Origin of the sequence: Bacillus sp. AF62 (genome assembly GCF_050312695.1) — a bacterium.
Taxonomy (GTDB): Bacteria; Bacillota; Bacilli; order Bacillales; family Bacillaceae_G; genus Bacillus_A; species Bacillus_A cereus.
This window is the reverse complement of the sequence record NZ_JBNPJZ010000069.1, coordinates 1-19,721: the sequence shown is the minus strand read 5'-3', so window position 1 is coordinate 19,721 and position 19,721 is coordinate 1. Positions and strand designations below refer to the sequence as shown.

Sequence of the window (19,721 nt, the reverse complement as noted above, 5' to 3'; positions counted from 1 at the left end):
GTATACCCTTTTCCACTTATTTTTCCTTCAATACACTATGTAATCGATCCGGATAATTTGTAAACATTCCTGTAGCACCCCATTTGATTAACAATCTCATATCTGGTTTCTCGTTAATTGTATAAGGGTGAATTAACAGTCCATTTTTCCTAGCCATTTTCATATATGACTCATCAATAATTAGTTCTCCGTTATCATTACGTAAGTTTGGTCCAATACCAGCTGCATACTTTTTAATTTCTTGAAAATCATCATTCGTTACACTTTTCGGTTCATGTGTAATGCCAGACCATTCGACAATTTCATTGTTTTCATTTGGATAATACCAAAGCAATTGAACTAACGGAATATTTTCATTCATACTATGAATCTTTTTCAAACTATCTTTACTAAATGATTGAATCATAACACGGCTAGAAGACATGTTTTGACCTACTAAATTATATTTTTGTAACAACGCCAACAATTTCTCTTCCATTCCTGGATACACATCTGGTGATTTTGTTTCAATATAATACTTCATACTTCTTCCATACTTTCGAAAAATTTCTTCAAGAGTTGGAACTTTTTGCCCAACATACTCTTGCTTAGCCTTTTCTGGGTACGCTTTATTAAACCATGATCCTGCATCTAAACTCTTTATTTCGCTTAACGTTTTATCACGTACTTCGCCTGTTCCATTTGTAGTGCGATCAACCGCTGTATCATGCATTGCAAGTAATTGGCCATCCTTTGTTAATTGAATATCTAACTCTAAATAATCCGCTTTCATTTTTTTCACTAAATCATAAGAAGCAAAAGTGTGCTCAGGTGCATGTCCACTTGCTCCGCGATGTGCAATATTTAAAAACTTATTCGTATTCCATTCATGCTTCCCTTCTGCTTTCGCATGAACAGCTCCCCCAGCAAAGATACTTCCCGTCATAAAGAAAATAACTAAAACGCTAATAATTTTTCTCATCCTTCTAACCCTTCCTACGTTGCAAATTTCAACAAGTTAATGAGATTTACACGAAATAGAAGATATACTTTCATTATTTTTATAAGCTTATATGAAAATTCCAATCTTACAAATACAATTCCCCTATGTTATTACTATACTATTTATTTTCCATATCCCTCCTATTCACATGTAACTCCTTATTGATTACAGTTCATCAATAAAAAAAGCCATAATTTATTTAGAGGACACTTCTGTATCCCTAAATAAATGTATGGCTTATCTCAAATATCTCCGGCCTCGATTAACTTGTCGAAATTAATCATACCAAACCTATTAATATTTGTGAATATTATTTTTTCAGTACGACGAAGCTTTAACCAGTATAAGTTATATATCTCATACTAATTAGTATTTGAACCTATCGAATTTTTCTGTACAGCCTGATTCCTATCTAACTTCTTTAATTTCCATTCATACAAGATAAAATTCTATTATCATTTGACGTGATATTTACGTAAACCTAGGTTTTATTTAATTACAAATTCTTAATTTCGTATATCTTTTCTTGTAAGTTTAGGTTTCTTTTGAGAATGTGGTATATTTACATGTCCCGAAGCAGCCGTGGATTGTCTCCTTTCCTTTCTTGACAGTCTAGGCTTCTTTTGAGAATGTAATTTTTTTAAATGTCGCGAAGTAATACCTTGTTTTTTGAAATCAAAGTAAAAATACAAATGTGTACTTAGCGCTAGGAAAACAACTGAAATAAATGACAATATAACGATTAGCACAATCGCCATAGCTTTTTGGCTCAAAATCCCAATAATAACTTGACCAATCATATAACCTAAACCAGAAAAATATACAATTTTAGGAATTTTTACATCTTGATCAGTTGTCCCCCTTAAGCGGGCTGTAAAATATTTAATCCAGAATAATTCAGATTTATAAACAATTAAACTATATGCAATAAGCGATAGAGTAAAAAATAAAGGTGACTCTATTTCTACGAATTCGTAAGCTAACTTTTGTACAGCTATGAAGCTACAAAATGAAATACTTAAAGCAACAAATCCAGAATATAGTAAATGTTGCAATTGAGGCTGCCGAGGCTTATGAATAGAAACCCAAATTCCCCATAGATTACATATCACATAAAATGGTAAGGCTACGTAAGAGTATATATTGAACGGTGGAAATATGAATAAAATGATAAGTAGCATAAAATTCATGATAACCCACATAAAGGCCCCTACAACATTCCTTATATCAAATGGTATTAATATTCGTATACAATCCACTATGTTGTTGCCATTATATTTGTCCATTATGCATCCCATCCATTTCCTCTCTCTTCAAATCAATATATATATGAATATATACGCTCCAGATATACTAAACACAACAGCCAATAAAGAAAAGACTAAAATTAAGACCGTCGCTAAACCGTTTTGTGATAATGTACCTATACATATTTGTCCAATAACATATCCCAATCCTGATAAATAAACAATTGGAGAAATTTTTATATTTCCATTTTCTTCATTGTTTAATCGCCTTAAAAAACTTTTCATTCCAATAGAAATCAATTTATAGATTGTAAGAATCTAAAGCAGAAAAGTAACAATAAAAAATAGAGGTGTTTCAATTTTAATAAAAGTATATGCAATCTTTTGAATCACTATAAAGCTTCCAAAAGAAAAAGTTAGCCCCATAAATCCATTATATAAAATGTGTACCAACCTTGGCTCATTTGGTTTATAAAAAAATACCCATACTCCCCATATATTAGCAATGGAAATAAAAGGTAAAATCACGTATAAGTATATAGTAAAGGTTGGAGGAAATAAAAATGGGGTTAAAATCATAAAATTAATAACTACCCATACCATAACGACACTCGATCTTACACTGCCAGGCATCAATTTCTGAATAATTTGTTCTGTGCTTTTTCCGTGGTATTTTTCCATATTACTCTCCTAAAAACTAAAAAATTTTATCTAAAGTTGCTCCGATTCCAGATTTAACTCTATCTTTTATCGAATCCTGTTTACCATCATGATTCCAATCACCTTTGTTAAATTTGGTTCCATCAGTTTCTATATTAATTTCTATAAAAACATCCAAGCTTATTCCACTCCAATAAAAGATCCGTTTGCTGCATCACTAATAAGAAATAATGTAAAAAAAACTGCTTGTTTAAACAGTTTTTTACATTATTTCTTATTTTATTTTAGATAATACATTTTTTTGGAAAGTACGCTCTTCCTGATCTTCATATCCAGTTGAAACAACTTCTTGAATATCATCATGATTAAATAAATAAGTGAAATCTGGATTAATATAGCCTTCTGGATAAGGACATCCCATATAATCGAATTTTCTTACCTCATCTGTTGCTACTTTTTGTTTTCGCCCAAAAATCATAAGTTTCTTTGTACCTTCTTTTAAAATTACAATAGATCCTATAGGAAAAAGTTGCGAATTCATTGTATGTCCTCCTCCTTATTAATTGTTTTTTTAAGAATTTAAGGAATCTAGATTGGTTTTCCATCTCTTTAAATCAATATATATAAATATATATATACCATATATACTAGACACAACAGCCAATAAAGAAAAGACTAAAATTAAGACCGTCGCTAAACCGTTTTGTGATAATGTACCTATACATATTTGTCCAATAACATATCCCAATCCTGATAAATAAACAATTGGAGAAATTTTTATATTTTCATTTTCTTCATTGTTTAATCGCCTTAAAAAACTTTTCATTCCAATAGAAATCAATTTATAGATTGTAAGAATGTAAAGCAGAAAAGTAACAATAAAAAATAGAGGTGTTTCAATTTTAATAAAAGTATATGCAATCTTTTGAATCACTATAAAGCTTCCAAAAGAAAAAGTTAGCCCCATAAATCCATTATATAAAATGTGTACCAACCTTGGCTCATTTGGTTTATAAAAAAATACCCATACTCCCCATATATTAGAAATGGAAATAAAAGGTAAAATCACGTATAAGTATATAGTAAAGGTTGGAGGAAATAAAAATGGGGTTAAAATCATAAAATTAATAACTACCCATACCATAACGACACTCGATCTTACACTGCCAGGCATCAATTTCTGAATAATTTGTTCTGTGCTTTTTCCGTGGTATTTTTCCATATTACTCTCCTAAAAACTAAAAAATTTTATCTAAAGTTGCTCCGATTCCAGATTTAACTCTATCTTTTATTGAATCCTGTTTACCATCATGATTCCAATCACCTTTGTTAAACTTAATTCCATCTGTTATTATACTAGCTCCTATAGAAACACCAAAGCCAATACAAGCTCCAGCAACAGTTCCGATTGGACCGCCAAAAACAGTTCCAACAGCTGCACCTAGCTTGGCTCCCGCAAAGGCACTTACAGCAGTTGTACCAACCCCAATTGCTGCATCACCAATAATATCACCAGCTATCTTAGTTTTTGACGCTTTATTTTCAATATTTTCCTTTGTATCATTAATTACATCCCATCCTACAGCTGCATAGCCTAAAGCATTTGTTTTTAATTTCAATGAATCTTTCAGAATTTCTTTTGGTGATAAAACATGTCTTTTTACATCGTCTATTTGCTTTACTTCAGCTAAAGGTAATTTTGTACGCCTTATCACATTAAGTCCATTTTTATCCTTTAGTACGGTGCGATTTTGAAATCTTACCATTTCTTTTCCTTTGTTATTTTTGTAAGGTGTTACACGCAAACCTTTATTATGTAAAGCTGCCAACTTGTAAGCAGCTGCACCTTCAGTTACAGTACCAAGTAAAGTAAATAAAGATCCCGTAGGGTTATCTTTCCAATCATCAATATCGCCACCCATCGGTGCAAACCAATTAATATCAATTGCTTCTTCCCCAAATGAAACTTCTTGTTGATCAACCTTCTCAAAACGATCAGCAATTTTTCTTAATGCATCACTTTGTTCTTTTAAAACTGTCGTTATAGTAGCTAACACTGAGCCTGCATATTGGGATTGATTCAACACAGCATCTCTTCCAGATACCTGGAATGGAATATCAAATAACTGCTGATTGATACGTTGATATGTTTCAAACAGCTCATGAGCTGTTTGTTCTATATTAGAAGACAATTTCCTTAAATGGTCAGGAGTAACCTTAATTTCGCCACTCACCTTGTTTCACCGCCTAATGATTTAAGATAAAGTACCATTTTCTTTATCTCTTCAGTAATTGTAAAGGTGTCAAGACAAATAAAATTCGTTTGTGTTTGCTCATTATCTAAAACTTTTTGGATTAGCCAATATTGATTTTGACTATATAAAAACTGAATACAGTCTGTAGACCATGAGTCTTTTATATAATAATGAACTTGAACAGTATTTAACTCTTCACGATTATGTATAATGTTTGCTAACTCTAAGGAAGCTTCATCATCTAAGTAAAGTTTTAAGTAATCTACTAATTGCTTGTTTGATTGATTTAAAATGTTTTCCTTATATGCAGAAGAAGGGATTTTAAATGTATAATTTGGACGAGAGAAAGTATTTTTAGGCTGTAATGCTTGATATATAAATTGCCAAGCTACCTCTGGTGTCCCGCATTCTTTAAATGTACATTGTTTTTCACCGTTAGCATCTGTTATTACATTTTGTATAACTTTTTTTTCACTAAAATAGAAAATATTTTTTTCTAAAGCGCTGTTTTTACTTATCTGTACTTCAATAACAAATCCTGTACTTCAATAACAAATCCTGTAGTTAAACAAATACGAAAATATTCTAAAAGTTGTTTGTCACATAATGTTTCATCTTCTTTTATTATGAGTAGCTCTTCGTTTGTCCAATTCTCGTACATTACATCCAATTCTTTGTCTATTTCCTCATCTGACCAATTTTCAAAGGGGTTCTCAATTCCAATCATCGTTTCATGGTCAAATATACCAGTTAATACATATACTTCTTTATTTGATAAAATAAGAGGTTCAATAGTCAAGTAGTCCCACTCCCTAGTGTAATATGTAATCTCTAGGAAATATAATACAATAAAAAAATGATTCAATCTAGTAATTACCAACGTTTAAAACTAAAAACTAAAAACATTCTAACAACAAAAAAAGAAAGAGAATTAATACATATTTTTATAATAATAATGTCTTTTCACTTCATAATTTTTATTTTGTCAGCTAAAAAAATAGAAGTATTGTCCCATATAAGACAATACTTCTATTTTCACTTAAAAATCACATAATAAATTTCTCATTACCTCTTCCAATACTATATCTGGATTTACTACCGTTTTTTCCGAACGCCATCCGATAAAGCCATCTGGTCTAATTAATACAGCACCTCCATTCCCTATACCATATAATTTGCTAAAAATATCTTCTGGAGCAATAAAGTCTCCACTTAAGCCAACACGATACCCTTTTATATTTATTCCTAATTTAGCTGAAACAGTATGTGCTGCTTCAGCCCAAGAACTATTTTCTACTCTTGTAAGTAATACAAAACTGTTACCGAATAAGTCTAATATAGAAACTTCCTTTCCTTCATACGTTCCCCATAAATGTGGCGCTCGCGTTCCAGGTCTTCCGTTCAACTCTATGCTATCCATTCTATGTGGAGTGACTGAATTATCTATAATCGCCTCTGAACAATACTGATATCCAACTGTAACAGCTAAACCATCCATATTATTCAAACTGCCTTCCTCTCTCTTCGCAGCACGAAACAGTAAACTACTTGCATAAGCTGTCGTTAATTTTGCAACAGAGTGTCTCTCTTCATGATATGTTTCTAACAATTTTGGTTTTGCCTTCCCTTTTATAACAGCCGCTAATTTCCAAGCTAAGTTATGCGCATCTTGTATTCCTGTATTTGAACCAAATCCGCCTGTTGGCGGCATAATATGTGCTGAATCTCCAACTAGAAAGACTCGATTTCCTTGAAATTTCATTGCTGTACTTTCGGCCGCTTCCCACGGTAAAACACTTAATATTTCTGACTCAACATTTGTACTTCCAATTGCTATTTCAATAATTTGTTTACAACGTTCCATCGTGAAATCCTCTGGTTCCTCTCCTTTTAATGGATCGTAGGCTACATGGTAAATCCATTTTTTCACGTTATCTACTGGAATCAGTGCACCAAGAACCTCTGGATGAACTACCATAGAAAAACCGAATGCGTCTCCTTGTATAAACTCACTTAAGTCTGCTTCAAAATAAATATTCATATAATAGCCACCAATGGTTCCACGCCCCTCAGTTTTAATCCCTAACTGCTCACGTATTTTACTTTTCGCTCCATCTGCTGCAATTACATAGTCACAATGTATGACACTTTCTTTTTCTGTTTCACGATTTCGAATCTTTGCTTTTACCCCGTTTTCATTTTGTTCAAATGAAACTAATTCATGATAAAAAGATAGTTGCCCGCCTAATGTTTTCGCTTCTTGTAACATCATCTCTTCTAAAATAATTTGATAACAAGCAGTTTGTTTTGATGGACTAATCTTTTCTATTTTTTGAAGTAACTCTTCATCGTTTCCGTATTGCGTCGCTCTCATTTGTTCCAATTCTTCTTTATTCGCCTCAGCTATTGTATGAACTGCTATTCTTCCTCGGCAGTTCTCTAATGCTTTACCTGCCAATTTAATTCTTTTTTCCAAGCCTAATTCTCGAAACAACTCCATTGTACGTAAAGTAAGACCGCCTGCTTTCGGATGAATGGCAGTAGACGGATGCCTTTCAATAAGTAAGTACTCAATGTTATGTTTTGCAAGAAATAACGCAGACGCTAACCCAGATAATCCCCCTCCAACAATTAAAACTGGTACATAATTCGATTTCATATATTTACCCTCCACATCATTGTTCTGAGCTCAGTGACATAAATATAATCAAAAAAAACATTAAAATATAGACTTATATTTTATTTTGAATTATCATATAGATAGATTATGCCCCAAAATTCCTTTTACTTTTTCATACATCTATAATCCACCTGAATTGTGTCTGTATGAAAGTGTAAAACAAAAGAACGTACTTTACGTTGAACCATGTTCTATCGTAAAAATCAAAAATAATACAAACATTATAAGCGATTGTAACCTTATGGATTATACAAGGTTACGACCGCTTATTTTATTGTTACATCATTTTTTGTTTTTAAAACCTCATCTATTGTGTTATGTAATCCTTCCAATCCCTTTTCTATCTCCCTATAATTTTCAACAATAAAAAATTCATTCGTCTCGATTTTCTTTCTCAATATTGCACCTCATACAACAATCATGTAGCATTACCGTATCGAAGTAATGGTTCATCATCTTAAACCTTTCGACTAATTACCTGGAGGCAAAGTGATTGAAATGAATAAACAAGAACAATTAAATATTATAAAAAAAGATTTTATTGATTCTCAAAAAGTATTATTGGCAATTGGTGATGAAACGCGTCAAGCTATTTTATTAGTGCTAATGGAAACGGAATGTCAAACAGGATTACGTGTAGGAGAAATCACGAAGCAAACACATCTTTCCCGTCCAGCAGTATCACATCACCTTAAGATTTTACGAGAAGCTGGCATTATTTTAATGAGAAAAGAAGGTACAAAGAATTTTTATTATATTGATATACGTACAAAATTAGGTTTATTAAAAAATCTTGTATTAGATATTGAGAAGCTATTGCAAAACTTTTATTAAAACTTGGAGGTATAAGAAATGAAAGCAATGATAATTGATAGATATGGAAAAGTCCCAATGCGTATGGCAGAGGTACCTACTCCTGAAATTAATGAGTATGAAGTGCTCGCAGAAATTCATGCAGCTAGTATTAACCCAATTGATTTTAAAATACGCGAAGGAAAAGTAAAAATGTTACTGAAATATGAAATGCCCCTAATCCTTGGTAACGACTTTGCCGGTGTCATCACGAAGGTTGGATCAAAAGTAACTCGTTTTAAAGTTGGTGATGAAATATATGCTCGTCCAAGAAAAAATAAGATTGGTACTTTCGCGGAGTATATAGCCATTCATGAAGATGATATAGCTTTAAAACCGAAAAATTTAAGTTTTGAGGAAGCTGCTTCTATTCCACTCGTTGGCTTAACATCATATCAAGCATTACATGACATCATGCAATTACAAAAAGGACAAAAGATTTTAATTCACGCCGGATCCGGTGGTGTTGGTACTTTCGCTATTCAGCTAGCAAAAATAATGGGTGCCATTGTTACAACGACTGCTAGTGAAGCTGGTGCGAATTTAGTAACGTCTCTTGGCGCAGATGAAATTATTAATTACAAAACAGAAAAATTTGAAGATATACTAAAAAATTATGATGCGGTATTTGATACAATCGGCGGTGCAACACTTGAAAAATCATTCAATATTATAAAAAGCGGAGGAAACATTGTTTCCGTTTCAGGTATGCCGAATGCTCGCTTCGGTAAAGAATTTGGTTCAGGATTCTTTAAAACTCTCTTATTTTCATTAGCCAGCAAAAAACTTACTGCACTTGAAAAAAAGCATAATGCTCAATATTCATTTTTATTTATGAAGCCAAGCGGGGATCAATTACGTACTATTGCAAACTATATTGAAGCTGGACAAATCAAACCTGTAATCGATCGAGTTTTTCCTTTTGAAGATGCGCAAAAAGCAATGGAATATTCAGAGTCTGGAAGAGCAAAAGGGAAAATAATCGTAAAAATTAAGTAATAATAAAAACTCCTTTTTTTTAAAAATGGAGTTTTGTATTTGCTGTTAAATAGACATAGTGCAATGAAGTCCTTACAATAGATTGCAAGGGGAAATATTATATTATACTTTTAGTTAACTTTACAAAGAATATATACGTACAAATACATAATTTAAAATACAAAAAGGAGGAGATACAATGACTAAAAATAATGAAACAGGTTGGAATTTAGATAATAGTTATACGACTTTACCACAATCATTTTATACAGAAATCCCCCCTACTCCCGTAAGTTCACCGGAGTTAGTTAAACTAAACCATTCATTAGCGATATCTCTTGGCTTAACCCCTGAAGAACTGAAAAAGGAAGCTGAAATTGCCATTTTCGCTGGCAATGGACTTCCAGAAGGAGCTCATCCATTAGCTCAAGCATATGCTGGTCATCAATTCGGACATTTTAATATGTTAGGCGACGGTCGTGCTCTTTTAATTGGCGAACAAATTACTCCTTCAGGTGAGCGTTTCGATATTCAACTGAAAGGTTCTGGCCCTACTCCCTATTCACGCCGAGGAGATGGCCGTGCTGCACTCGGTCCGATGCTACGTGAATATATTATTAGTGAAGCAATGTATGCACTTGATATTCCGACTACTCGCAGTTTAGCAGTTGTTACAACCGGGGAACCAACATATCGTGAAACAAAATTACCTGGAGCAATTTTAACTAGAGTCGCTAGTAGTCATATACGGGTCGGTACATTTCAATATGCTGCAGCTCGTGGTGCAATAGAGGACCTTAAATCGCTAGCTGACTATACGATAAAAAGACATTACCCAGAAAGTGAATCCCATGAAAACCGATATACTGCATTACTACAAGAAGTCATTAAAAAACAAGCAAGTCTTATCGCAAAATGGCAACTTGTTGGATTTATTCACGGCGTGATGAACACTGACAATATAACGATCAGTGGCGAAACAATTGATTACGGTCCTTGTGCATTTATGGACAATTACGACCAAGGAACCGTATTTAGCTCTATTGACACACAAGGCCGTTATGCATATGGAAATCAACCATATATGGCCGCATGGGACCTCGCCCGATTAGCAGAATCTTTAATACCAATTCTGCACGAAGATGAAGAAGAAGCACTAAAAATCGCTCAAGACGAAATTTCGAAATTTAGCGTACAGTATGAAAACAATTGGTTCCTTGGAATGAAAAAGAAATTAGGACTATTTAGCAACGAAGAACAAGATCAATCACTTATTGAGCAACTTTTAAAAATGATGGAGAAATATAAAGCAGATTACACTAATACATTCCGTTCATTAACTCTTGATACGTTAGAAAATACCCCTCTATTCGATAGTCCTGAATTTAAAGACTGGTACAAACTGTGGCAATCTCGATTAGAAAAACAAGAAGAATCGAAAGAAAACGCCTACGAGATGATGAAAAATAATAACCCATCAATCATCCCGAGGAACCACCGTGTAGAAGAAGCACTAGAAGCAGCTGTTACAAATGACGACTATAGCGTATTGGAGAAACTCCTTGAAGCTTTATCAAATCCTTATGCGTATTCTACAGATCAAGAAGAATACTGCATTCCGCCTGCACCGACGAATCGCCCTTATCGTACTTTTTGTGGGACTTGATTGTTTAATATGTAAAAAGGTGCGTTCATATAAATTGTGTGAACGCACCCTTTTTATATCCCCCCACTCAACTAAAACTTTAAAATGCACATCCCCCGATGCCATTTCTTTAATCCAAAACAAATTCTATACTATTCCAATAGACTTACTCGTAAGCTTGTTAAACAAATATTGAGAAATATAAAACATCATTTCTAAATATTTTTATTTTTGATACTATATTTTATAAGAATATTCAAAAAGTGAGGGGATTTCATGAACGTTCAACTACAAGGTAATGAACAAATTACAAAATTATTTAATGACTGGTATTTGGCTATGCTAAAACAAGATGTGTCCCAAGCGACAAACTTAAAGCATGAAATTGAGGAAAAGGAACTAAACTTTGAAGAAGATGAAAACTTAGCATTATACTATTCTCTACTAAATTTTCGTTTCAAAGTTTTAACTGATGGTTTAAGTATCACAAAAGACAGTTTTAATAAGATAGATTCTTACGCGATTTCACCTAATCACCAACTTTCTTACTACTATCATTTATTTAAAGCAATTCATGCTACTTTAACAACAAATTATAATTTAGCAAGTGAACATTATGAAAAAGCTGCGAGACTACTGGTAAATGCCATTGATGATCTAGAAAAAGGGGAATTTAATTATCGAATGGCTATTTTCTATTATCATTTTTACCAGCCAATTGAGGCTATTGAATATGCAACCAAAGCGAAAGAATTCTTCATAAAAGCTGTAGGGTATGAAAAGAATGTCGCCTCTTGTGAAAGCGTATTAGGCGCAGCATTTGTATATTTAAAACAATACGAGCAAGCAGAGGAAAAATATAATTCGGCAATCAACATTTTACAGAAACAGGATGAAGAATCATTACTGTTAAGAGTACGTAATAACTTAGGGTGGCTATATGCTAATCAAAACTTATCAACATTAGCTATTCGTCATTTATCTGAAGTGACAACAAAAATGCCTACACATTTTAAAGCAATTTTCTTACAAGCAAGAGAACATTCTAAACTTGGTGAAATAAATATCGCTTCAGAATTTATTAAAAAAGGATTAAAAATTTGTACAGAACTTAACAATGAAGAATATATGCTTCACTTTAAAATTTTAGAGTCCCTTAACAATAACGAGTCAACTGAAGACTTAGAAAAAATTATTCTTGAAGGAATTACGTATTTCGACAAAGAATCTTTATATAACTATACTCAAGAATATTCAGAAAAGTTAGCCGTTAAACTTTACGATGAAAATAACCATATAAAAGCAAGTGAGTATTTTCATAAAGCGTTACAAGCAAAAGAAAAAACGTTTGAGAAAGGGGCATTAAAATGATAAAAAAAATTAGTTCTATCGTTTTAGGATTATCTGTACTAAGTATTGTATCTATTGGTCTAAATAGTTCATTTACATATCAAGCAGGTCATGCGGATTTCCCGGCACCCCAAAGACCTGACCTTGTTCAATCCGTTGACGTAAGTAAAGACTACAACTCAACAACAACTGAAAAAGCACTTTAAAAAACGGAAGACCTTCAATTAAGAAGGTCTTTTTAAATACGCTTATTTAGAATATTTTCCTTTCATGTAGACTTTATTTTCTCATCAACTCCGCAATCCTCTTACTCCCCTCACTACCAACTTTCTCAAGTTTCTCCACAACTAAATTTCGTCTCTCTACAGAATGATTTTGACTTAACTTCGCTTTTCCTTCTATTTTATTTATCTTTATTTTGAATCCAACTATTCCCTTACTTAATCCTCCCATATAATTTGGATCTACATCATTAAGTGAGTAGGTGCTCTCTGGATCTTCATATTTATTTACTAAATCTTGAAGAGAATCTACTAATGTCTTCTCATCTTCAACAATTTCTAATTCACCGTATACATGCACTGCAACGTAATTCCATGTTGGTACTGCATTGTTTGTTTCATACCATGACGGAGAGATATAACTATGTGGTCCTTGAAATATAGCTAGTACTTGCTGGGTCCCAATATCTTTCCACTGTTCATTCGGCCGTGCGAAGTGACCATGTAAAGTAAGGGTCTCCCTATTTAATAACAACGGCAAGTGCGTTGCATATGGTTCTCCGTTATGTTGAGAAAATAATGTCGCAAAGCTATTTTGTTCCATTATTTCGTACTTCATCTCTTCATCTTGTATTGCGAAATATTTTGGTATGTACATAAGCTCCCTCTTTTCCGCTCTTTTCTATTTTATTTCCTATTATATTTAGTAACCGCATCAATCAACAGGGCCAGTTTGCATTTGTTTTATAATGGCAGCTTTCTATTTCAAAACAATAGGCAGCATGTATTCCATGCTGCTTTAGTTTATTTTTTCTAATATATTTGTAATAAATACGGTCTTACCCTCAATATAACTAAATCGATTTTTCGACTCTCTTGCTAACTCTTCCTTCAAGTTTCCATACTCATTAGCTACTTCAGTATGTTCACGAAGGTAATCTCGAAACGCTATATGCCTTCTCAACTCTTCACTATTTTTATCACACACATATAAATGATGTTCCATCCAAACTGTATTTCCCTCGTTCCATGGAACGAACATATCCTTTCTTCCAAACGCCTCTCTTCCTTTAAAGCTCCATTCTAACTGATGATAGTACCCTATCTTCTCAAGTTTTTTTACTACCTCATGAAAAATTTCGTACTCTTCTATTACAACATCAATATCTAGTATTGGTTTTGATGCAAGCCCTTTAACAGATGTACTCCCAACATGTTCAATGGATAAAATGCTGTCTTCCATCACATCGTTAATGAGAGTTTGTAGCTTATTAAATTCACTTTCCCATTTGATGTTATATTCTTCGATAGTAATTCTCTGTTTCAACGTATCCCTCTCCTCAAAAGCAATTATAATCTTTGAATATGGGTATCCTTAAAATCCGTCTCATATTTCAACCCATATCCAAACATTCGATCCATTCCAATATGTGCTGTCCATATTAAACCAATCATAATAACGGTATCTATCTTAAAATAGACACCTATTAGAACAATTAATATGGATATGATATATGTGTGACATACATTATATATTTTCGCACCAACGTGATTATTAATCCCATATGCTAACATTGATAGATCCGGCGCTAAAAGGAATACAAAAAATATAATCCAACTAAACTCATATATCGAATACATATAAATCGTGGCTAAAAATACAACCATTCCTTCAAGATGTACAATACGTTTTTGCATTATTTATCATTCCTATTTTTCTATATTTATTAATACATTTTCATCGCTAAAAGTATTCTTTGCATTCTTTGCATTTTTTGACCAGATGGTTGCTAATATTGGCCCTGCAATGTTATGCCATACTGCCGCTAATACACTTGGGAGTGCAGCAGCCGGTCCACAATGCAAAATACTTTCCAGCTATATTACTTATCGCTTCTAGTACTTTCATCCAATCAGCCCCTATCTTTTAATTGAAACACCTTATTCGGATTCAAAATATTTTGCGGATCAAGAGCTTTCTTTATTTTCTCCATTACAAATAATGCTGCCCCATGCTCTTCTTCTTGATACTTTCGTTTTCCGATTCCAACGCCATGTTCTCCTGTACACGTTCCTCCTCGTTTAAGAGCATACTGAACGATACTTTCATTTATTTCGTCTGCCTTCTTCACTTCCTCTTTATCATTTGTATCAATCATTAAGAGTATATGGAAATTCCCATCCCCAACATGACCGAGAATACCGCCAATAAGCCCTACTTTATCTAATACCTCTTTCGCATGTTGAATTGCTCCAGCTAATTCCGAAATTGGCACACATACGTCTGTACTCATTAGCTTTTTACCAGGATAACTATGCACGTAAGAGTACGCTAAGTTATGTCTTGCATCCCACAGTTTATTTCTCGCTGCTGTTTCCATCTCAAACGCAATTTCTATACATTTATGATCAAGAACGATTTCTTTCGCAAATTCAATATCTTGCTTTAACCCTGCTTCATTGCCGTGAAACTCTAAAAACAGTGTCGGTTCTTCTCTGTAACTTGTTTCATTGTAATGATTTACTTGTTTCATAGATAATTCATCAACGAGTTCAATTCTCGCAATTGGAATACCTGCTTGTAATATGTTAATTACAGCTTCTACTGCATCATTTATAGTTGGAAACGATGCCCTCGCAGCCATAACATGTTCTGGTATACCGTATACTTTTAAAGTTAACTCCGTGAAACATCCAAGTGTTCCTTCTGAGCCTACGAAAATACCATTTAAATGATAACCTGATGATGACTTCGCCGCTAAATTCCCGGTATGTATTACTACTCCATCAGCAAGAACGACTTCTAAATCTCGAACTTGATCACGCATTACCCCATACTTTACCGCTGTCGTTCCGCTCGCATTTGTAGCAGCCATTCCTCCTAACGTTGCATCAGCTCCTGGGTCTACACTAAAAAATAATCCATACTTTTTCAATTCTTTATTAAGCTGAGAGCGCGTCACCCCTGGCTGTACTCTCACAAGAAAATCCTTTTCTCTTATTTCAAGTATTTTGTTCATAAGAGAAAAGTCCATTGTAATTCCTTTTTCGTAAGGGATTACATGTCCCTCTAAACTGGACCCTACTCCAAATGGAACGACAGCTGTCCCATGCTGACTCGCTATTTTCATTATCGCGCTAACTTCTCCGGTCGTTTTTGGAAAAACAACTACATCAGGTAAACTACTAACGTGGTAAGATTCATCTTTACTATGTAACTCTCTTACTGTCATATTTATTACTACTCGATCTTCAGGAAGTATGCCTTTTAATTCATTTACTACATGTTCAATTGTTATTTCCATAATCAACTCTCCTTTTTAATTTTAAAACAAGTATACCATCTTTATACAAAATAATTAGAAAAATGAGATTATTAAAATCTGAACATACAAAAAAGAACCTGCAGCACACGCTACAAGTTCTTTTTTTACTACATTTTAAACGATTTCTTTATTAACAACATAAACCAAATTAAAGTAACTGCCATCAACGAATGAGAAAATCCTACAATATAAGTTAGCCCTTTAAAGTCAGCTCCATTTAACTGAAGAAGCCCTCTCGCTGCTAGCGAACCTAACATTAATGTTAATGCAATGTTATGTAAAACAAACCACTTATTAAACCCTTGCACTTCATGAAACGCGAATACTTTTGCTAATCCTAAAGCAATTAAAAAGAAGAAAAAGCCAAGTACAAGTGTATGTGTATGCAAAAGATTTAACAAAGTAGATCCTAAAATCCCTTTATACTTACCATACTCCCTAGCGAAAATCCCTGATAATAAACCGATAATCAAATACGTAAACGATGCATTATATAATTTCTTCATTATGTACCTCCTTGAGTAGAATGTGTAGTGTGTCATATTTAGTAATAATGATAGTTATATAGTAAAAACTCCTAGTCACCTAGGAGTCATTGTATAAGCATCTCACTCTTTACAATCAATCCTAATTATAAAATATCTCTCTATACAAAACAAACGAACTTTATGTGAACAAACAAAGCCCCATTAAAATATGTTGCACTTTTGTTTTACACAATCCATACTAATTGTTATAACTTTTTAAAGGTGGTGTAATAATTGATAGTTCTTGAAACCGAACGTCTTAACCTTCGTTGGTTTGATATAAAAGACGCTCCTTTTATTCTTGAGTTAGTAAACGATCCTGCATGGATTCAGTTTATCGGTGACAAAGGAGTTAGAAACTTAGAAGATGCAAAAAATTATATTGTAAACGGTCCCATCGATATGTATAACAAACTCGGATTTGGCCTTTACTTAGTAGAACGAAAAGAAGATCTCACTCCACTTGGTATGTGTGGCCTTATTAAAAGAGATTCATTAGAAGACGTTGATATTGGATTTGCCTTTTTAGAAACATTCCGTTCAAAAGGATATGGCTACGAGTCAGCTTCTGCGATAATCGAATACGGTGTACAAAAGCTCGGCATGAAACGAATTGTAGCAATTACTTCTATAGATAACATCGCCTCAGGAAAGCTTTTAGAAAAAGTAGGATTACGATTTGAGAAAATCATTTCAGATTCAGGAGAAGATTTAAAATTATTTGGTTATAACGCATAGTAAAGAAGGTCGCCGTGAATGGTGACCTTCTTTACTATTTTACTGATTTTGTAATACTATTTTTAGTTACATTATAGTTGCATCAATTCTTGTGATTACTAATATTCCTTTCATATCACATTTTTGGAACTTTATAGAAATAAAACTTCCACCTCTAAATAAATTATATTAATATATCAAACAAAGAAAGTGAGAATAGATGGAACAACCACTATTTTTGTTAGCGCTTCAATTCATTGCATTTGTATTAATCATTTGTATCGTATATGGAATCTTGTACAATACCGTATTGAATTTAAATATTCCTAAATGGACTGCACATATGGTAGCTACGGTCTTTTCCCCTTGGTATTGCCTATCAAGCTTTTATAAATTTCATTTGAAAAAATTTTGTAGCATTTACTTCTATAAATATTGTTGATGCAGTAAAATTTGTAGAAAAAGTAGGATTGCAATTTGAAAGGATTATTTCAAGATCAGAAAATTTAACCATTTTTTGCAAAGTCTGTCTAGTGCAAAATAGTGAAGAAGTTATTTCCGCTGAAAATGTGTTTGCATAACAAGGAATGAATTTAATTGATCCTGCAAAAATTTTATTTTAATTCTGGTTCTGGTTCTATTGTTTGGAATCGTTCTAGGGTACCATTTGTGTGGACTTTAAAAATTTTCATTTGCGCACCAAAATGTTGCGTTAAGGAAAATGTATCACTAGTTATTAAATTTCCAATCTTCCAATCAGGTTGATATGTACTTTCCATGGAACTTTCTAAATCCCCAATCATTATTAAATTGATATATAATGAAGATGAACTACTCAACATTTTCGTTAAAGATAGTCTATCAACCTCTAACTACCTAATGAACTCAAGTAAACACATCTTCAGTCATTTTAAGAGGTACAAAAGGCACCCTTTCGGGTGATTTTTGTATAAAAATTCTATTTTTTATATTCGATACCAACCACGAACCTTTTTAAAATAATAGTATCATTATGTCTCCTTTTTAGAGATTATTTTTAATTACCTTGAATTTTTTGCACCAGAACCGGAAAATCCCTAACTACTCGAAATATCAACTATCAAGTGCTAATATTCAATAACGCGTACTGAAAATGATTAAACATTTTTATAAACCAGTGGAACATTTAAGAAATCAATTTTTCTCTTATCGAAATTTAATTAGCTTACAGTAATACAGTGGTCATATATTTTTAAGAATAACGGAAGAATATATAGAAATTGCTACAGAAATGTGAAGTTTAATTAATTTAGGAGGAACAAACTTGTTTAATCAGCTTGTAAAAATTATACCGAATTTATTTACGATTGGAAATTTATTGTGCGGTGTTTTCTCAATTACCTTGAATATGAGTGAATATTTAGGAACAGCCTCCATTCTCATTTTCTTTTCAGCTGTTTTAGATTTTCTTGATGGAAGAATTGCGAGAAAATTAAAAGTGAACAGTGAGTTTGGCGTAGAATTGGATTCCTTAGCTGATATTGTTAGTTTCGGCGTCGCTCCTGCGCTTTTATTTCATACGATAGCAACACCTTCTATTTTAACTTCTTTGGCATTTATCCTATTCCCAACAATGGGTGCTTTAAGATTAGCTAAATTTAGTATTAAACCAACTATTGGATATTTTAAGGGATTACCTATTCCAGCTGCAGGATTATCATTGGCTGGTATGGCATTGTTTTCATATAGTAATGCATGGATTACTTTAATCCTCGCCCTCTTAATGGTAAGTCCCATTAGGTTTAAAAAATTTTAATTAAGGTCACGCCCAACGCCATTAAGGAGCATCTCAAATGGATTTAACGCGTCAATAAGTATAAAAAAGCGGGACAATAATATTAAATTAGGTGCCCTTCGTAAAAATTAAAACCTTGTATTTATGGCTATTGGGTTAATCCATTGATATGTTATTGTGAAACGTCAATCCACTTTTAACAGGAGCTCCCTTTATCAAGAGAGCTCCTGTTCTTATTTCTTCTTCTTTTCTGTCGGTTGGCTTTGTTTAGCAAAATTAGATGAATCATCAAAATTCGGTTGCTTTTTACCAGCATTATTACTTCTACCTTTTCCCATATGTAATGCACCTCCCCTCCCCCTTACTATTCCCAATAAAAAAATTCTCTTGCATCCAAGAGAATTTTAAATTGGGTTCTTATTGATAATACCTAAGAACCTGTTTAGAATCTATGATATAATCTGTACAAAAAAGGATATTTTCTATGATACATAATTATACAAGTAA

At 33.0% G+C, this 19,721-nt stretch carries 21 protein-coding genes and 4 pseudogenes; 8 read left to right on the top strand and 17 right to left on the bottom strand.

Annotated features, from left to right (window positions below):
- Positions 1 to 16 precede the first annotated feature (16 nt).
- From ACQRBL_RS16380 to ACQRBL_RS16335, 10 genes and pseudogenes are all read right to left on the bottom strand, one after another.
- Positions 17 to 961: a glycerophosphodiester phosphodiesterase gene (locus ACQRBL_RS16380; protein ID WP_411995874.1), complete on the bottom strand. Its 945-nt coding sequence runs from the start codon at positions 959 to 961 to the stop codon at positions 17 to 19.
- A 527-nt stretch (positions 962 to 1,488) separates the two neighbouring features.
- Complete coding sequence (locus ACQRBL_RS16375) at positions 1,489 to 2,280, bottom strand: hypothetical protein (protein WP_016512497.1); 792 nt, start codon at positions 2,278 to 2,280, stop codon at positions 1,489 to 1,491.
- Positions 2,255 to 2,910 (bottom strand): annotated as a pseudogene (locus ACQRBL_RS16370) (hypothetical protein). The gene ACQRBL_RS16375 and the pseudogene ACQRBL_RS16370 overlap by 26 nt, the downstream one beginning before the upstream one ends.
- Positions 2,911 to 2,926: 16 nt before the next feature.
- A pseudogene (locus ACQRBL_RS16365) lies at positions 2,927 to 3,046 on the bottom strand (type VII secretion protein); the annotation flags it as partial.
- Positions 3,047 to 3,163: 117 nt separating this feature from the next.
- Positions 3,164 to 3,430: a DUF4176 domain-containing protein gene (locus ACQRBL_RS16360; protein ID WP_001088075.1), complete on the bottom strand. Its 267-nt coding sequence runs from the start codon at positions 3,428 to 3,430 to the stop codon at positions 3,164 to 3,166.
- Between the two features lie 30 nt (positions 3,431 to 3,460).
- Positions 3,461 to 4,111 (bottom strand): hypothetical protein, encoded by a 651-nt coding sequence (locus ACQRBL_RS16355; RefSeq protein WP_411995873.1) that lies wholly within the window; start codon positions 4,109 to 4,111, stop codon positions 3,461 to 3,463.
- Between the two features lie 16 nt (positions 4,112 to 4,127).
- Complete coding sequence (locus ACQRBL_RS16350) at positions 4,128 to 5,123, bottom strand: WXG100 family type VII secretion target (protein ID WP_023522642.1); 996 nt, start codon at positions 5,121 to 5,123, stop codon at positions 4,128 to 4,130.
- Positions 5,120 to 5,943, bottom strand: a pseudogene (locus ACQRBL_RS16345) (hypothetical protein). Before ACQRBL_RS16345 ends, ACQRBL_RS16350 begins: the two are co-directional and overlap by 4 nt.
- Before the next feature lie 240 nt (positions 5,944 to 6,183).
- Positions 6,184 to 7,803, bottom strand: coding sequence for an FAD-dependent oxidoreductase (locus tag ACQRBL_RS16340; protein WP_023522644.1), 1,620 nt, complete (start codon positions 7,801 to 7,803; stop codon positions 6,184 to 6,186).
- Between the two features lie 287 nt (positions 7,804 to 8,090).
- Positions 8,091 to 8,222, bottom strand: a complete 132-nt coding sequence (locus ACQRBL_RS16335) for a hypothetical protein (RefSeq protein ID WP_001227549.1) — start codon at positions 8,220 to 8,222, stop codon at positions 8,091 to 8,093.
- A 91-nt stretch (positions 8,223 to 8,313) separates the two neighbouring features.
- Here ACQRBL_RS16335 and ACQRBL_RS16330 point away from each other — a divergent pair, with 91 nt between their 5' ends.
- From ACQRBL_RS16330 to ACQRBL_RS16310, 5 genes are all read left to right on the top strand, one after another.
- Positions 8,314 to 8,658 (top strand): ArsR/SmtB family transcription factor, encoded by a 345-nt coding sequence (locus tag ACQRBL_RS16330; protein WP_000571870.1) that lies wholly within the window; start codon positions 8,314 to 8,316, stop codon positions 8,656 to 8,658.
- An 18-nt stretch (positions 8,659 to 8,676) separates the two neighbouring features.
- A complete protein-coding gene (locus ACQRBL_RS16325; protein WP_097920801.1) occupies positions 8,677 to 9,675 on the top strand; it encodes an NADP-dependent oxidoreductase in 999 nt (332 codons plus the stop codon).
- Positions 9,676 to 9,853: 178 nt separating this feature from the next.
- The gene (locus ACQRBL_RS16320; protein WP_023522646.1) at positions 9,854 to 11,320 is read left to right on the top strand and encodes a protein adenylyltransferase SelO; all 1,467 of its coding nucleotides are present in this window, start codon (positions 9,854 to 9,856) and stop codon (positions 11,318 to 11,320) included.
- 255 nt (positions 11,321 to 11,575) lie between these two features.
- Positions 11,576 to 12,670 carry a Rap family tetratricopeptide repeat protein gene (locus ACQRBL_RS16315; protein WP_023522647.1) on the top strand — a complete coding sequence of 365 codons (1,095 nt, stop codon included), beginning with the start codon at positions 11,576 to 11,578 and terminating at the stop codon, positions 12,668 to 12,670.
- The gene (locus tag ACQRBL_RS16310; RefSeq protein WP_023522648.1) at positions 12,667 to 12,855 is read left to right on the top strand and encodes a Phr family secreted Rap phosphatase inhibitor; all 189 of its coding nucleotides are present in this window, start codon (positions 12,667 to 12,669) and stop codon (positions 12,853 to 12,855) included. The genes ACQRBL_RS16315 and ACQRBL_RS16310 overlap by 4 nt, the downstream gene beginning before the upstream one ends.
- 73 nt (positions 12,856 to 12,928) lie before the next feature.
- On the opposite strand, the gene ACQRBL_RS16305 is transcribed toward ACQRBL_RS16310, so the two are convergent.
- The 6 genes from ACQRBL_RS16305 to ACQRBL_RS16280 all read right to left on the bottom strand — a co-directional run bounded on the left by ACQRBL_RS16305 (position 12,929) and on the right by ACQRBL_RS16280 (position 16,702).
- Positions 12,929 to 13,528 carry an FMN-binding negative transcriptional regulator gene (locus ACQRBL_RS16305; RefSeq protein ID WP_016512491.1) on the bottom strand — a complete coding sequence of 200 codons (600 nt, stop codon included), beginning with the start codon at positions 13,526 to 13,528 and terminating at the stop codon, positions 12,929 to 12,931.
- 141 nt (positions 13,529 to 13,669) lie between these two features.
- Positions 13,670 to 14,197: a GrpB family protein gene (locus ACQRBL_RS16300; RefSeq protein WP_023522649.1), complete on the bottom strand. Its 528-nt coding sequence runs from the start codon at positions 14,195 to 14,197 to the stop codon at positions 13,670 to 13,672.
- 23 nt (positions 14,198 to 14,220) lie between these two features.
- On the bottom strand, positions 14,221 to 14,568 hold the full coding sequence (locus ACQRBL_RS16295) for a DUF4260 domain-containing protein (protein ID WP_023522650.1): 348 nt from the start codon (positions 14,566 to 14,568) through the stop codon (positions 14,221 to 14,223).
- A 12-nt stretch (positions 14,569 to 14,580) separates the two neighbouring features.
- Positions 14,581 to 14,736 (bottom strand): bile acid transporter family protein, encoded by a 156-nt coding sequence (locus ACQRBL_RS16290; protein ID WP_023522651.1) that lies wholly within the window; start codon positions 14,734 to 14,736, stop codon positions 14,581 to 14,583.
- Between the two features lie 47 nt (positions 14,737 to 14,783).
- Positions 14,784 to 16,175, bottom strand: a complete 1,392-nt coding sequence (locus tag ACQRBL_RS16285) for an FAD-binding oxidoreductase (protein WP_097961363.1) — start codon at positions 16,173 to 16,175, stop codon at positions 14,784 to 14,786.
- A gap of 128 nt (positions 16,176 to 16,303) precedes the next feature.
- Entirely contained in the window at positions 16,304 to 16,702 is a 399-nt protein-coding gene (locus ACQRBL_RS16280; protein WP_000737896.1) for a DUF2871 family protein, read from the bottom strand.
- A gap of 255 nt (positions 16,703 to 16,957) precedes the next feature.
- Here ACQRBL_RS16280 and ACQRBL_RS16275 point away from each other — a divergent pair, with 255 nt between their 5' ends.
- Positions 16,958 to 17,461, top strand: a complete 504-nt coding sequence (locus tag ACQRBL_RS16275; RefSeq protein ID WP_017673140.1) for a GNAT family N-acetyltransferase — start codon at positions 16,958 to 16,960, stop codon at positions 17,459 to 17,461.
- A 199-nt stretch (positions 17,462 to 17,660) separates the two neighbouring features.
- Positions 17,661 to 17,844 (top strand): annotated as a pseudogene (locus ACQRBL_RS16270) (hypothetical protein).
- Positions 17,845 to 18,054: 210 nt separating this feature from the next.
- Here ACQRBL_RS16270 and ACQRBL_RS16265 read toward each other — a convergent pair.
- Positions 18,055 to 18,243, bottom strand: coding sequence for a DUF5065 domain-containing protein (locus tag ACQRBL_RS16265; protein ID WP_411995922.1), 189 nt, complete (start codon positions 18,241 to 18,243; stop codon positions 18,055 to 18,057).
- Positions 18,244 to 18,743: 500 nt separating this feature from the next.
- Here ACQRBL_RS16265 and pssA point away from each other — a divergent pair, with 500 nt between their 5' ends.
- Positions 18,744 to 19,235: a CDP-diacylglycerol--serine O-phosphatidyltransferase gene (gene pssA, locus ACQRBL_RS16260; RefSeq protein ID WP_000483075.1), complete on the top strand. Its 492-nt coding sequence runs from the start codon at positions 18,744 to 18,746 to the stop codon at positions 19,233 to 19,235.
- Positions 19,236 to 19,721: the final 486 nt, after the last annotated feature.